This window comes from Cupriavidus sp. FW305-3-2-15-C-LB2, from assembly GCF_058787575.1.
Genome location: NZ_JBYSZW010000009.1, coordinates 22,375 through 36,408, shown reverse-complemented (window position 1 = coordinate 36,408; position 14,034 = coordinate 22,375). Strand labels below are relative to the sequence as shown.

General features: G+C 67.5%; 9 protein-coding genes. 5 read left to right on the top strand and 4 right to left on the bottom strand.

The features are described 5' to 3' along the window. The first annotated feature begins 81 nt into the window (after window positions 1-81). The 3 genes from AC3WRR_RS09215 (at window position 82) to AC3WRR_RS09205 (ending at window position 3,989) form a co-directional block, all read left to right on the top strand. A complete protein-coding gene (locus AC3WRR_RS09215; protein WP_010810328.1) occupies window positions 82-1,737 on the top strand; it encodes a GMC family oxidoreductase in 1,656 nt (551 codons plus the stop codon). 129 nt (window positions 1,738-1,866) lie between these two features. After that, entirely contained in the window at window positions 1,867-3,195 is a 1,329-nt protein-coding gene (locus tag AC3WRR_RS09210) for an MFS transporter (protein ID WP_011617506.1), read from the top strand. Between the two features lie 68 nt (window positions 3,196-3,263). Further along, window positions 3,264-3,989, top strand: coding sequence for a GntR family transcriptional regulator (locus AC3WRR_RS09205; RefSeq protein WP_454749674.1), 726 nt, complete (start codon window positions 3,264-3,266; stop codon window positions 3,987-3,989). Between the two features lie 20 nt (window positions 3,990-4,009). Here AC3WRR_RS09205 and AC3WRR_RS09200 read toward each other — a convergent pair whose 3' ends face one another. Further along, window positions 4,010-4,678 carry an alpha/beta hydrolase gene (locus tag AC3WRR_RS09200; protein ID WP_492296750.1) on the bottom strand — a complete coding sequence of 223 codons (669 nt, stop codon included), beginning with the start codon at window positions 4,676-4,678 and terminating at the stop codon, window positions 4,010-4,012. 446 nt (window positions 4,679-5,124) lie between these two features. On the opposite strand from AC3WRR_RS09200, the gene AC3WRR_RS09195 reads away from it, so the two are divergent. Both AC3WRR_RS09195 and AC3WRR_RS09190 read left to right on the top strand, forming a co-directional pair. Further along, window positions 5,125-7,578: a DUF3772 domain-containing protein gene (locus AC3WRR_RS09195; RefSeq protein WP_011617509.1), complete on the top strand. Its 2,454-nt coding sequence runs from the start codon at window positions 5,125-5,127 to the stop codon at window positions 7,576-7,578. Between the two features lie 115 nt (window positions 7,579-7,693). After that, window positions 7,694-8,062: a hypothetical protein gene (locus tag AC3WRR_RS09190; RefSeq protein WP_058696561.1), complete on the top strand. Its 369-nt coding sequence runs from the start codon at window positions 7,694-7,696 to the stop codon at window positions 8,060-8,062. Window positions 8,063-8,223: 161 nt separating this feature from the next. Here AC3WRR_RS09190 and AC3WRR_RS09185 read toward each other — a convergent pair whose 3' ends face one another. Genes AC3WRR_RS09185 through AC3WRR_RS09175 form a run of 3 tightly spaced genes read right to left on the bottom strand, consistent with a single transcriptional unit; the run spans window position 8,224 to window position 13,964 of the window. After that, on the bottom strand, window positions 8,224-11,340 hold the full coding sequence (locus AC3WRR_RS09185; RefSeq protein ID WP_439672001.1) for an efflux RND transporter permease subunit: 3,117 nt from the start codon (window positions 11,338-11,340) through the stop codon (window positions 8,224-8,226). A 6-nt stretch (window positions 11,341-11,346) separates the two neighbouring features. Beyond that, window positions 11,347-12,507 carry an efflux RND transporter periplasmic adaptor subunit gene (locus AC3WRR_RS09180; protein ID WP_058696508.1) on the bottom strand — a complete coding sequence of 387 codons (1,161 nt, stop codon included), beginning with the start codon at window positions 12,505-12,507 and terminating at the stop codon, window positions 11,347-11,349. A gap of 2 nt (window positions 12,508-12,509) precedes the next feature. Beyond that, on the bottom strand, window positions 12,510-13,964 hold the full coding sequence (locus AC3WRR_RS09175; protein WP_058696509.1) for a TolC family protein: 1,455 nt from the start codon (window positions 13,962-13,964) through the stop codon (window positions 12,510-12,512). Between the last annotated feature and the right edge of the window lie 70 nt (window positions 13,965-14,034).

The following is a 14,034-nucleotide window of genomic DNA, read 5'->3' as shown; positions in this document are numbered from 1 at the left end:
AAATCCGGAACAGAATGTTTCAGATTATAGATCCAAGCCGGATGGTTACGTGCCTGCCGGCCAAAAAAGGAGACAGCGACGATGTCGCAAACCGTTGACTACATCGTGGTAGGCGCCGGCTCGGCCGGGTGCGTGCTGGCCAACCGGCTCAGCGAAGACGGCCGCTATTCGGTCTGCCTGCTGGAGGCCGGCCCGCCCGACCGCTACCCGTGGATCCATATCCCGATCGGCTATGGCAAGACCATGTTCCACAAGCAAGTGAACTGGGGCTTCTATACGGATCCCGATCCCAACATGCTCGATCGCCGCATCTACTGGCCGCGCGGCCGCACGCTGGGCGGCAGCAGCGCCATCAACGGCCTGATCTACGTACGCGGCCAGCGCGAGGACTATGACCACTGGGAAACGCTGGGCAATCCGGGCTGGAGCTGGGACAACTGCCTGCCCTACTTCCGCAAGCTCGAGAACAACGACCTTGGCGCCGGCCCCACGCGCGGCACCGACGGCCCGCTGAACGCGACCTCGATCGACCGGCAGCATCCGCTGGTCGATGCCTTCATCGGCGCCGGCCAGGCGCTGGGCCTGCCCCGCAAGACCGACTTCAACGGTGGCGACCAGGAGGGCGTGGGCTATTACCAGCTCACCACCCGCAACGGCTGGCGCTGCTCCACCGCGGTGGCCTACCTGCGCCCGGCGCGCGGGCGCACGAACCTGCGCGTCGAGACCGATGCCCACACCACCGGGATCCTGTTCGAAGGCAAGCGTGCCGTGGGCGTGCGCTACACCCAGCATGGCCAGCCCTATATCCTGCGGGCGCGGCGCGAGGTGATCCTGTGCGCGGGCGCGCTGCAGTCGCCGCAGTTGCTGCAGCTGTCGGGCATCGGCCCGGCGCCGTTGCTGCAGGACCTGGGCGTACCGGTGGTGCATGCCCTGCCGGGCGTGGGCGAGAACCTGCAGGACCATCTGCAGGTGCGACTGATCTACGAGGTGGCCAAGCCGATCACCACCAACGACCAGCTGCGCTCGCTGACGGGCAAGGCGCGCATGGGCCTGGAATGGCTGCTGATGCGCAAGGGGCCGCTGGCGATCGGCATCAACCAGGGCGCGATGTTCTGCCGCGCACTGCCGCAGGAAAGCGCCACGCCGGACACGCAGTTCCATTTCTCGACCCTGTCCGCCGACATGGCGGGCGGCACGGTGCATCCCTTCTCCGGCTGCACCTATTCGGTATGCCAGTTGCGGCCCGAGTCGCGCGGCACGGTGCGGATCCGCTCGACCGATCCCTATGAGCCGCCGTCGATGCAGCCCAACTACCTGTCGGCCGAGCTGGACCGGCGCTGCACCGTGGCAGCGGTGCGCTACGCCCGGCGCGTGGCGCAGGCCGAACCGATGCGCGGCCTGATGAAGCGCGAGTTCCGGCCGGGCGACGAGGTGCGCAGCGACGACGAGATCCTGCATTTCTGCCGCGAGTACGGTGCCACCATCTTCCATCCGTCGGGCACCGCGAAAATGGGGCCCGCCGCCGATCCATTGGCAGTGGTCGATGCGCGCCTGCGCGTGCATGGCGTGGGCGGGCTGCGCGTGGTGGACTGCTCGGTGATGCCTACGCTGGTCTCGGGCAACACCAACGTGCCGGTGGTGATGATGGCCGAGCGCGCGGCCGACTTCATCCGCGAAGACGCACGGCGGGAAGTGCATCCCGTCGACGTGGCAACCAAGATGGCAGCAGCCGCCTGAGCGGCCTGCGCCAATCCTGATTGCGAACAACCAAGGCCAGGCATCCATAACAAGGCCAAACCCTGCAGTGCATCCGGCGTCCATAACCATCCTTCCAGAGGACGCCGCCCATCACCAGAGGAGACAAGCATGACAAGCCCCAACGAACAGGCGATCCGCAAGGTCGCGCTGGCGTCCGTGATCGGCGCCACCATCGAATGGTATGACTTCTTCCTGTACGGCGTGGTCGCCGGCCTGGTCTTCAACAAGCTGTACTTCCCCGGCAATGACCCGCTGGTGGCCACCATGCTGGCCTACACCACCTTTGCGGTGGGCTTTGTCACGCGGCCGCTGGGCGGCGTGATCTTCGGGCACTTTGGCGACAAGGTCGGCCGCAAGAGCATGCTGGTGATCACGCTGATGATCATGGGCGTGTCCACCTTCCTGATCGGGCTGGTGCCGACCTATGACAGCATCGGCATCCTGGCGCCGATCCTGTTGCTGCTGTTGCGCGTGCTGCAGGGCATCGGCCTGGGTGGCGAATGGGGCGGCGCGGTGCTGATGGCCTATGAGTACGCACCGCCGGGCAAACGGGGCTTCTATGCGTCGCTGCCGCAGATCGGGCTGGCGATCGGACTGTGCCTGGCATCCGGCGTGGTGGCGCTGCTGTCGCTGACCCTGACCGATACGCAGTTTCTGGCGTGGGGCTGGCGCGTGGCCTTCCTGATCTCGGCGGGGATGGTGTTCGTGGGCATGTATATCCGCCTCAACGTCAAGGAGACACCTGAATTCGCCGTGATCAAGCAGCGCAATGCCGAGACCCAGATTCCCTTTGTCGACATGATGCGGCGCTACCCGGGCAATATCCTCAAGGGCATGGGCGCACGCTATATCGACGGGGTCTTCTTCAACATCTTCGGCGTGTTCTCGATCACCTACCTGACCCAGACCATCAATATCAGCCGGACTGAAGCGCTGGTCGGCGTAATGGCGGCGGCCATTGCGATGTGCTTCTTCATTCCGTTCTTCGGCCACCTGTCCGACCGCATCGGCCGCACCCGCGTGTATTTCTGGGGCTCGCTGATCACGGCGCTGTCCGCCTTCCCGGCGTTCTGGCTGATGCTGAACAGCGGCGGCAACACCATGCTGCTGTGGCTGTCCATCGTGGTGCCGTTCGGCATCCTCTACGCCGCGGTCTATGGCCCGGAAGCTGCGCTGTTCTGCGAGCTGTTCGATGCCAGGGTGCGATACACCGGGATCTCGTTCGTCTACCAGTTCTCGGGAATCTTCGCCTCCGGCATCACGCCCATCATCGCCACGGCACTGCTCAAGTCGGGCGGCGGCAAGCCCTGGCAGATCTGCGCCTACGTTGCCTTTGCGGGGGTGGTGTCGGCGTTGTCGGTGGCGCTGATCGGACGGGGCGAAGGCTCCCAGGCACCGCGCGAAAACGGCATGCCGCTGCGCGGTCCGGCACGCTAGGCGCGCAGCGGGCCGCCGCCCGCCGGCAATGTCTTAGAATGGCGCAACGCCAATGACAGGGACATTGCATGCAAACTCCGGACGGCACCGGTGCAGCCGCCGCCCCGCTCCTGCCCAGGGTCGTGCGCCAGCGGCTGCACGACACCGTGGTCGACCACCTGCGCAACTTTATCGTCGAGGGGGTGCTGCCGCCGGGCATGAAGCTCAATGAGCGCGAGCTGTGTGAAACGCTGGGCATCTCGCGCACGCCGCTGCGCGAGGCGCTGAAGGTGCTGGCCGCCGAGGGGCTGATCGAGATCTCGCCCAACCGCGGCGCGAGCGTGTCACGGATGAGCGAGGCCGAGGCCCGGGAAGCCTTCGAGCTGATGAGCGGCCTGGAGGCGTTTGCCGGGGAGCTGGCGTGCGAGCGCATCACGCCGCCGGAGCTGGCCGAGATCAAGGCGCTGCACTACGCCATGCTGGCCTGCCGCGCGCAGAACGACCTGCCCGGCTACTACGCCCGCAACCAGGAGATCCACGACCGCATCGCCGGTGCCGCGCGCAACCAGACGCTGCAGCAGACCTACCTGACGCTCAACCGGCGGCTCAAGGCGATGCGTTTCCGCTCCAACCACCAGACCGACAAATGGGACCGCGCCGTGCACGATCACGAAGAGATGATCCACGCGCTGGAAGCCCGCGACGGCAAGCGGCTGGCGGCCATCCTGCGCCAGCACTTGCTGGAGAAGCGCGCCGCGCTGATGCAGATCCATCCCGACCCGATCGGCGGCGCACCGGCGATGCCGAACGCCTGAGGCCTGGCGCCCTTAAGCCGTCAGGCGGCCGCCCCGGCCTCGGGACGATCCAGGTAGCCGCCGACGATACGGACCAGCAGCGGCAGCTTGCCGGTAAAGAAGTGGTCCGCCCCCGGCACCACTACCACGGGCAGCCCCTGCGGGCGCGCCCAGTCGAACAGCGCGCCGAGTTCCGCGCGCTCGTCACGCTCGCCGTGGACCACCAGGCAATCGGCGGGAACGGCCGGCGTGTAATAGCTGCGGTGCGCCTTGACGGTGCCGTAAGGCGTGCCGGCAAGCACCAGGTGGCGGATCGGCACGGACCGCGCCGCCAGCGTGGCGGCGGCATTGGCCATGACGAACGCACCAAAGGAAAAGCCGGCCAGTGCCAGCGGCAGGCCGGGATGGGCCTCGCGCAGATGGGCGACCACGGCGAGCATGTCCTGCGCCTCGCCGCTGCCCTGGTCATGCTGCCCCGCGGACCCCTCGACCCCGCGGAAATTCGGCCGCACGGTCAGGAAGCCGCGTGCCACCAGCGCCTTGGCCAACTGGTGCGGCACCTTGTGCGTGGCCGAGCCGCCCAGCAGCGGATGCGGATGCGCGACCACGGCGATGCCTCGCGGCGCGCCGGCGGGACGGTCCACCAACATTTCGATCTGCCCGGCCTCGCCGCCGAGCTGCGCCTTTTCCGTGCCTGACGGAACAGCCATGCCATCTCCTGGTAATGAAATGGGCCGCCTGCGGCCCGAAAGACCGTGATGGTAATGCGATTCCCGCAGACCACGCGCCACCGCGCGCGTATCCGTATCAAAATGTCACCCCGTGCGCTATCCGACACAAGGAACGGCTGGGTGGCGTATCCGCTTTCGTATAATTTCGCGAACCGCGGCAAGGCCGTTTTTCGTGTCCTCTGGTCCCGCCGCCATCGGTCAGCACGTCCCGTGTCCCGCACACCGGCCTGCCAGGCAGCCCGCCGCGCTTCGTGCCCTGACCAGACTTCGCTGAAGGGAGCGCCAGCGAGCGGCTCCCTTCCCGTGTTCATTGCCGGTGCTCCGGCCGTTCCCGCATCCCATCGCCGCCGCACCCGACGCGTGCCAGCGCGATGCCGTTGCCGATGCCGGGGCCGCCGCAAGTCACCATCCGACGAGATTCCGCCATGAGCAAAGTTTCACGGCTCGCACTGGGCCTTGCGCTCGCTGCGCTATGCCACCTGACGCCGGCCGCACTGGCCGCCCCGGCATCAGAAGCGGCTTCCGAGGCCGGCGCCCAGCAGGCGCCCGCCATCAGCCACGGCGAGGCCGCCGCCGAACTCAAGCGCCTGCAGACCGAGCAGGACCGCATCAAGCAGCAGGCCTCCGACCCGGAAGGCAACACCAGGCTGCATGAACTCGAAGAAACGCTGCAGAAGCTCGATGCCGACGTCGACAAGCTGTCTTCGGCGCTGACGCCGCAGCGGGCGCAGCTGCAGGCGCAGCTGGACGTGCTGGGCCCGCCACCGGCGGCCGCCACCACCAAGGAAGCGCCGGCGGTGGTCAGGCAGCGCGCCGATCTGAATGCGCGCCGTGCCCAGCTTGACGCACAACTCAAGCAGGCAGGAGAGAGCAAGGCGAACATCGCCAACCTGAGCGACCAGCTGGCGCGGCTGCAGCGCGGCCAGATGAAGGACCAGCTCGCGCTGCGCTCCGAGAGCATCCTGAACCCGCAGTTCTGGAAGCCGCTGGTCAGCCCGACACAGGAAGACCAGGCGCGCCTGGCCACCTTTACCGACCAGGTGGTGCCGATGGCGCAACTGGCCTGGCAGCCGTCACAGCGCGCCGCCACCATCGCCTTGCTGTTGCTGGCCCTGGCGGTATGGACCCTGGGCCGGCGCCTGGCGGAACGGGCACTGGCGTGGTTCTGCCTGCACAAGCTGCCGGAGACGCGCCTGCGCCGCAGCGCCCTGGCACTGTCCACCACGCTGGCCACCGTGTGCACCACCGGGCTGGCGGTGCAGCTGGTCTACAACGCCTTCACGCGCAGCTATGAACTGCCGCCGGACCTGGTCGAGCTGTACGGCCAGCTGCTCAAGCTGACGCTGACCAGCGCGCTGATCGCGGGCCTGGGGCGCGCGCTGCTGTGCACGCGCCATCCCTCCTGGCGCCTGCCGGCGCTGGCCGATCCGGTGGCGCTGGCGATGAAGCCGTTCCCCGCCGTGCTGGCCGGCCTGTTGCTGCTGGCCGGCACGCTCGAGCAGCTGAACCGCATTGCCGATACCAGCGTGCAGGTCACGCTGCTGGGACGCGGGCTGGTCTCGCTGGTGGTGGTGCTGACCATCGGCGCCGCGCTGCTGCGCGCCAACCGCGTGCGCAACCTGCTGGCGGCCGCCGGCGAGCGGCCCGAGGCGCGCGCCACGCTGGCGGGCATGATCCACGCCGGCGTGTCGGTCATCGTGCTGGTGTCGGTGGTGGCGCTGCTGGCCGGCTACATCAGCTTTGCGCGCTTCCTGACCTACGAGCTGGTCTGGTTCGACATCGTGCTGTGCAGCCTGTACCTGCTGACCCAGGTCACGCGCGACGTCTGCGAAAGCCTGCTCTCGACCAACTACGCCAGCGGCCGTGTCATCAAGCAGCTGTTCGGCGTGGACGATTCGCACCTGGAGCAGGCCTCCACCATCCTGTCAGGCATCGGCGCCAGCGTGCTGCTGCTGGTGGCGGTGCTGGCGCTGCTGACCGGCGGCTTCGGCACCACACCCGCGGACCTGCTCAACAGCCTGGTAATGGTGCTGGGCGGCGAGAAGCTGCACAGCCTCAACATCATGCCCGACCGCATCCTGAATGCGCTGGTCGCTCTCGGGGTCGGCATCTGGCTGCTGCGCTCGGTGCGGCGCTGGCTCGATGGAGAACTGCTGCCCAAGGTCTGCAAGGAGCCGGGCCTGCGCGCCTCGCTGATTACGCTGTACAGCAATGTCGGCTACGTGTTGCTGGTGCTGCTGGTGCTGTCGCTGCTGGGCGTGCGCTGGGACAACCTGGCGTGGATCGTCAGCGCGCTGTCGGTGGGTATCGGCTTCGGCCTGCAGGAGATCGTGAAGAACTTCGTCTCCGGCCTGATCCTGCTGACCGAGCGTCCGGTCAAGGTGGGCGACATGGTCAGCATTGCCGGCGTGGAGGGCGATATCCGCCGCATCAACGTGCGCGCTACCGAAATCCAGCTGGGCGACCGCTCCACCGTGATCGTGCCCAACTCGCAGCTGATCTCGCAGAACCTGCGCAACGTGACCATGAGCAACAGCACCCAGGGAGTGGCGTCGCTGCAACTTACCTTCCCCCTGAATACCGACCCCGAACAGCTGCGCGACCTGCTGCTGGACGTCTACCGCGAGAACGAGAGCATCCTGGACGTGCCGGCACCCTCGGTCATGTTCAGCCAGCTGGCGCCCAACGGCATCACGCTGTCGGTGACGGGCTATGTCGGCAGCCCGCGCATCGCCGCCAACACGCGCAGCGACCTGTTGTTCGAAATCCTCAAGCGCCTGCGCGCCGCGGACATCTCGCTGTCGGTGCCGCAATCGCTGCGGCTGGAAAACATGCCGCCATTCGGGCAGGAGCCCGAGCGCGCGCTGGCCGCCGGCTGACCGGCATTAAAGCAGCCGTTACAACCCTAACAAGTCGCCGGCCGCGCAGAAACACCTTGAGGGGCGCTTTGCGTGCATCATGAATGCACACAAGCTGCATCAGAAGGAGTCCGATATGCGCCCCTCCACCCGAATCGTTGCAGCGGTTGCCCTGAGCGTGGCGCTGGTGGCAGCCGGCCCGGCGTCCGCGCGCGGCCGCCACCACCACCACGGCGGCGGCTCGAATGCCGGAGCGGTGCTGGCTGTCGGCGCGCTGGTCGGCCTGGCCTTTGGCGCGGCCCTGGCCTCGACGCCGGTCATGGCGGCACCGCCCCCCGTCACGTACGCACCGGCTCCGGTGACCTACGCGCCGGCTCCCGTCTCATACGCACCGCCGGCAGCGCCGCCGGGGTATTGCTACCGCGACTACGACCGTGCCTATGTGCCTTGCGGCCCGCAGCCGTCGGGGTATTACGAACAGCAGCAGCCGTATTACGGCTATTGAATAAGGCGGCTGTGCAAAAAAGAAACGCCCCATGCCAAGCATGGGGCGTTTGTCTTGTAACGGCTGGCAAGCGCGCAGGGTTCTGAATGACCACTTGCGTGCTCCCTCTCCCGCTTGCGGGAGAGGGAGCAAACCAGCGGGACTTGAAGGTCTGTGCTGCCTTACACCGGCACATCCCTGGTCGGATCCGGCTTGCGATCGTCAAACCAGCGATACAGCGTAGGCACCATCACCAGCGTCAGCAGCGTCGACGTAATCAGCCCGCCGATCACCACCACCGCCAGCGGACGCTGCACTTCCGAGCCCGGCCCCGTCGAGAACAGGAACGGCACCAGGCCCAGCATCGCAATGGTCGCGGTCATCATCACCGGGCGGAAACGCTGGGTCGCGCCCTGCACCACCGCTTCATCGAGCGACAAACCCGAGTCGCGCAGCGTGCGGATATACGACACCAGCACCACCCCGTTCAGCACCGCCATGCCCCACAGCGCGATAAAGCCCACCGAGGCCGGCACCGACAGGTATTCGCCGGTGACGAACAGCCCGATGATGCCGCCGATGGAGGCAAACGGCAGCACCGTGATGATCAGCGTGGCAAAGCGCAGCGAGTTGAACAGCAGGAACAGCAGGAAGAAGATCGCGGCGATGGTCACCGGCACGATGATCTTCAGGTGGCCCATGGCGCGTTCCATGTTCTGGAACTGGCCGCCCCACTCCAGGTAGTAGCCTTCGGGCAACTTCACCTTGGCGTCGGTGGCCTGCTGCAGCTCGGCCACGAAGCCGCCGAGGTCACGGTCCTTCACGTTGATCATCACCACCACGCGGCGCTTGGCCATTTCGCGGCTGATCTGGGCCGGACCGTCGTTGACCTCGATCTTGGCCACGCTCTGCAGCGGCACCTGGGTGCCGTTGGGGGTGGACACCAGCAGCTGGCGGATGGCCTGCTCGTTGTTGCGGAACTCCTCCGGCAGGCGCACCGCCGCGGCAAAGCGGCGCTCGCCTTCGAAGATGTCCGTGGCACGCTTGCCGCCGATGGCAATCTCGATCACGTCATGGATGTCGGACACGTTCAGCCCGTAGCGCGCAATCGCCTGGCGGTCGATCTCGATCGACAGGTACTGCTGCCCCGACACGCGCTCGATGCGGATATCCTGCGAGCCCTGGATGCCGCCGGCCACGCGCGAAATCTCGCCCGCCAGCTCGCGCAGCTTGTCCAGGTCGTCGCCGAACACCTTCACCGCCACGTCAGAACGCACGCCGCTAACCATTTCGTCGACACGGTCCGAGATCGGCTGCGCCATCACGATCTGCACGCCGGGAATGGCCTTGAGCTTTTCGCGGATGGCGTTGGCGATATCGTCCTGGGTCCAGCCGTCGGGCCACTCGCCGCGGTCCTTAAGGCTGGCGATCGGAGTCGACTCGTTCTGGCCCTGCGGGTCGGCCGGACTTTCGCCGCGGCCCACGCCGGACACCACCGACTTCACGCCCGGCACGCTCAGCACCAGCTTGTTGGCTTCCTTCTCCAGCTTGATCGACTCTTCCAGCGAGATGTTGGGCACGCGGTCGAGCGCGGGCACGATCGAGCCTTCCTTCATCTCCGGAATGAACGAGGTGCCCAGCAGCGGCACGATCGCCACCGTGGCAACGAAGGCCGCCACCGCGCAGATCACCGTCTTGCGGCTGTTGCCCAGCGCCCAGTGCAGCAGGCGCAGGTAGTGGCGCTTCATGAAGGCGATCACATGCGTGTCGTGCTCGGCGCCGCCCTTGAGCAGGTACGACGACAGCACCGGCGACAGCGTCAGCGACAGCAACAGCGAGATCGCCAGCGCGATCGAGATGGTGAACGCCAGCGGCGCGAACATCTTGCCTTCCATGCCCGACAGCGTCATCAGCGGCAGGAACACCAGGATGATGATGCCCACGCCCACGATCACCGGCGTGGCCACCTCCTGCACGGCCTTGACCAGGATCTCGGTCTTGGTGAGGCCCGGCTCCTTGTGGCCGAGCCGCTCGAACGCGTTCTCGACCACCACCACCGAGCCGTCCACCATCAGGCCGATGGCGATGGCCAGCCCCCCCAGCGACATCAGGTTGGCCGACAGGCCCACCTCGTTCATCACCATGAAGGTCAGCAAGGGCGTCAATACCAGCGTGGCCAGCACGATCACCGACGAGCGCACGTCGCCCAGGAACAGGAACAGCACGATCACCACCAGCACCACGCCTTCCAGCAGCACCTTGGTCACGGTCCACAGTGCGGAGTCGACCAGTTCGCTGCGGTCGTAGTACGGCACGATCTGCAGCTTGCCCGGCAGCATGCCGCGCTCGTTGATCTCGGCCACGCGCGCCTTCACGCGGCTGACCACCTCCTTGGCATTGCCGCCGCGCATCATCATGACGATGCCGCCGACCGCCTCGGTCTGGCCGTTCTTGACCAGCGCGCCCTGGCGCACTTCATGCCCGATGGTGACGTTGGCCACGTCGCGCAGGTACACCGGCGTGCCGTTGATCTCCTTGAGCACGATACTGCCCAGGTCATCCACGCCGCGGGCCAGGCCCACGCCGCGGATCAGGTACTGCTCCGCATAATGCGGCAGCACGCCGCCGCCGGAGTTGGCGTTGTTGCGCGCCAGCGCCTCATACACCTGCTGGGTCGAGATCTGGTAGTGGCGCATGCGTTCCGGGTTGACCAGCGCCTGGTACTGGCGCACGTAGCCGCCCTGCGAGTTGATCTCGGCCACGCCCGGAATCGAGCGCAGCAGCGGGCGCACCACCCAGTCCTGGGCGATGCGGCGCTCGGCCAGCTCTTCCTGCGTCAGTTCGCGGTTGCCGTCGTCGGCACGGTCCAGCGTGTACTGGTAGACCTCGCCCAGGCCGGTGGAAACCGGGCCCAGCACAGGCGACACGCCTTCCGGCATGCGCCCGCCCACTTCGATCAGGCGCTCCATCACCAGCTGGCGGGCAAAGTACACGTCAGTGGCGTCGGTAAACACCAGCGTGATCAGCGACAGGCCCGCCTTGTTCAGCGAGCGCATCTCTTCCAGGCCGGGCAGGCCGGTCATGGCCATTTCCACCGGCACGGTGACAAAACGCTCGACTTCCTCGGGCGAGCGGCCCGCGGCTTCGGTGGCGATCTGCACCTGCACGTTGGTGACATCGGGGAAAGCATCCACCGACAGCTTGGTGGCAGCGCGCAGGCCGAAGAAGAACAGCACCACGGCAATCACGCACACCACCAGCCGCTGCTTGATGGCGGCTTCGACTAGGGATTTCATCATGGCCGATTACCCTTGCTCGAGGCGCTTGCGCTCGTTGTCGAGATGGAAGGCACCATCGACCACGATGCGGTCGCCGGCCTTCACACCGTTCTGCACCACGCGCATGCCGTCGCTCTCGGCGCCCAGCTTGACCTTGGTGAGGCGGTACTTGTTGCCCGGCATCTCGACATAGACCAGCTCGTCGTTGCCGTCGCGAACCACCGAGGCGGCCGGGATCACCAGCTGGTCGACCGGCTTGCCGGCGATCAGCATGCTGGCCAGCATGGCAGGCTTGAGGCGGCCTTCGCGGTTCTCCAGCTCGGTGCGGACCAGCACCGTGCGCGACTGCGGGTTGACCGTGCGGCCGACGTAGATCAGCTTGCCGGTGATGCTCTTGCTGCCCGCACCGTTGCCAAGCGAAGGCACCTCGATGTCGACGCTCTGCCCTTCGGCCACCTGGGCGGCCTGCTGCTCGGGTACCTCGGCCACCACCCACACGCGCGACAGGTCGGCCACGGTGTAGAGCGCATCGGCCGGCTGCACCACCTGTCCTTGCGCCACGTTGCGCTCGACCACGGTGCCGCTGATGCTGGAAAACACCGGCGAATGCGAGTTGATGCTGCCGCTCCTGGCCAGCTCGGCGATCGATGCCTGCGACATGCCCAGCACGCGCAACTGGTCGCGGTAGGCGCGCATCTCGGCCGAGGCAATCGCCAGTTCGCTCTCGCGGCGCTGCAGCTCGCCGCGGCCGATCACGTCGGCGGCAAACAGCTGGCGCGCGCGCTCGGCGTTGCGCCCCTGCAGCTCGGTCTGGGCCTCGCTCTTCAGGAAGGCCATCTGCGCCGCGCCCAGCTCGCTGCTGTGCAGGCGCGCCAGCACCTGGCCGGCCTTCACTTCCTGGCCCAGGGTGGCATAGAGGTCGGTCACGCGGCCGGTCACGCTGGCGCCGATGCGGGCCACGCGTTGCTCGTCGAAGTCGACGCGGCCGGCCACGCGCAGCATCTCGCTGAACGGGGAAGTAGCCACCGGCGCCACCTTCAGCCCCTTCTGCAGGTTGCCCTCGGGCTGGATCACGCCCGGCGGCAGCTTGGGCGCTTCGGCGACGGGCTCAGGTTTGTCGGAGCAGGCCGCCAGGCTGAACGTCAGGACGGCAGCGGCCGTCAGAGAAAGCAGGAAATTGGGGCGCATGGTTATTTCTGTTCGATGGTGGAGGTCGGCTGCAGGCCCGGCGCTGCGGTAGCGCCCGGGGCGGTCGACATAAGCTTTTCGATCTGGATGGCGGCCACCTGGAGGTCGTACTGGGCGGCAATCAGGTCATTGCGCGCACCGCGCAGCACGCGCTGGGCATCGAGGTAGTCCAGGATGCCGCGCTCGCCGAAGCGGTAGGCGGACTCGGCCACGCCCAGCGCCGACTCGGCCTCGCGCACGATGCCGGACTCGAGCGCCGTCACCTGGGCCTGGTTGATCTCGTACTGGCGGTAGGCGGCTTCCAGCTCCTGCGTCAGCTCGAACTCGCGCGCTTCCAGGGCGCTGCGCGCCTGCGTGGCCTGCGCCGTGGCCTCGCCCACCGGGCCGCTGCGGCGGTCCCACAGCGGGATGGTCAGGACCAGCCCGATCTGCGAGACGTTGTTGTCAGGCTGGCGGTCGGTGCTGGCGCGCACCGCTACCTCGGGCCAGCGCAGCGACTTCTGGTAGTTCACGCCCAGCTGCGCGCGCTCCAGCTCCATGCGGCGCTGGACCAGCTCGGCATTGCTGGCGGTCATGGTGTCGCGCAGCACCGGCAGCGGCGGCACGTCGGGCGACTGGCCCAGGGTGCCGGCCAGCGCAAACTGGCCCGGCATGGCACCGCCCACCTGCTGGCGCAGCGCTGCCTTGGCCTGGTTGACACGCAGCCCGGCAGTCTGCTGGCTCTTCTGCGAGGCCAGCAGTTCGGTCTCGGCCTTGATCAGTTCATAGCGCGGCGCCTCGCCCACCTCCACGCGCAGGCGCGCCCGCGAATGGATCTGGCGCATCATCGCCAGGTCTTCCTCGGCGGCATGCAGCTCGCTCTCGCGGCGCAGCACGTCGTAGTAGGCAGTCTTCACGCGGGCGGCCAGGTCGGCCCGGAAGCCTTGCCGCATGGCCTGCGACGACTCCAGCCCGCGGGTGGCCATGGCCTCGCGCAGACTGCGCTGGTGCGGGTAGTCCAGCTTCTGCACCACGGCGTAGCTGGGCGCATTGCCGCTGGTCACGCCCGGCTGCTTGCCGGACAAGCGGCCGTACATCACTTCCACCTGCGGGTTGGGATAGGCACGTGCGCTGCTGATTGCCGCGCTGGCGGCATCGACACCGGCCTCGGCGGCGGCCACGCCCTTGTTGGTGGACTGGGCCAGCTCGAGCAGTTGGGGCAGCGAGTAGGCGGGTCCCGCCTGGGCGCCGGCCGCTGCGGCGGATGCGGGCTTCGGCACCGCCGCAGCCGCCAGGATGGCGGAGCCCGGCATGGGTGCGGCAGCAGGTTTGGTCAGGGGCGCGGGGGCGGCTGGCGCGGCACCGGCCGCGTCCGTTGGCTTCGGGGACACCCCGCCTTGTGCGCCGGCATGGGTCGGTGCAGCGGCGAGCGCGATCAGCGAAAGCGACGCGATCAGGGTCAGCTTGGTTGTTGTCATGAGTCGGGAAAGCAAGCAATACGGCTGCCTGTCGCCATGCTGCCGCCCGCCCCGGGCGAGCGGTCGCTTG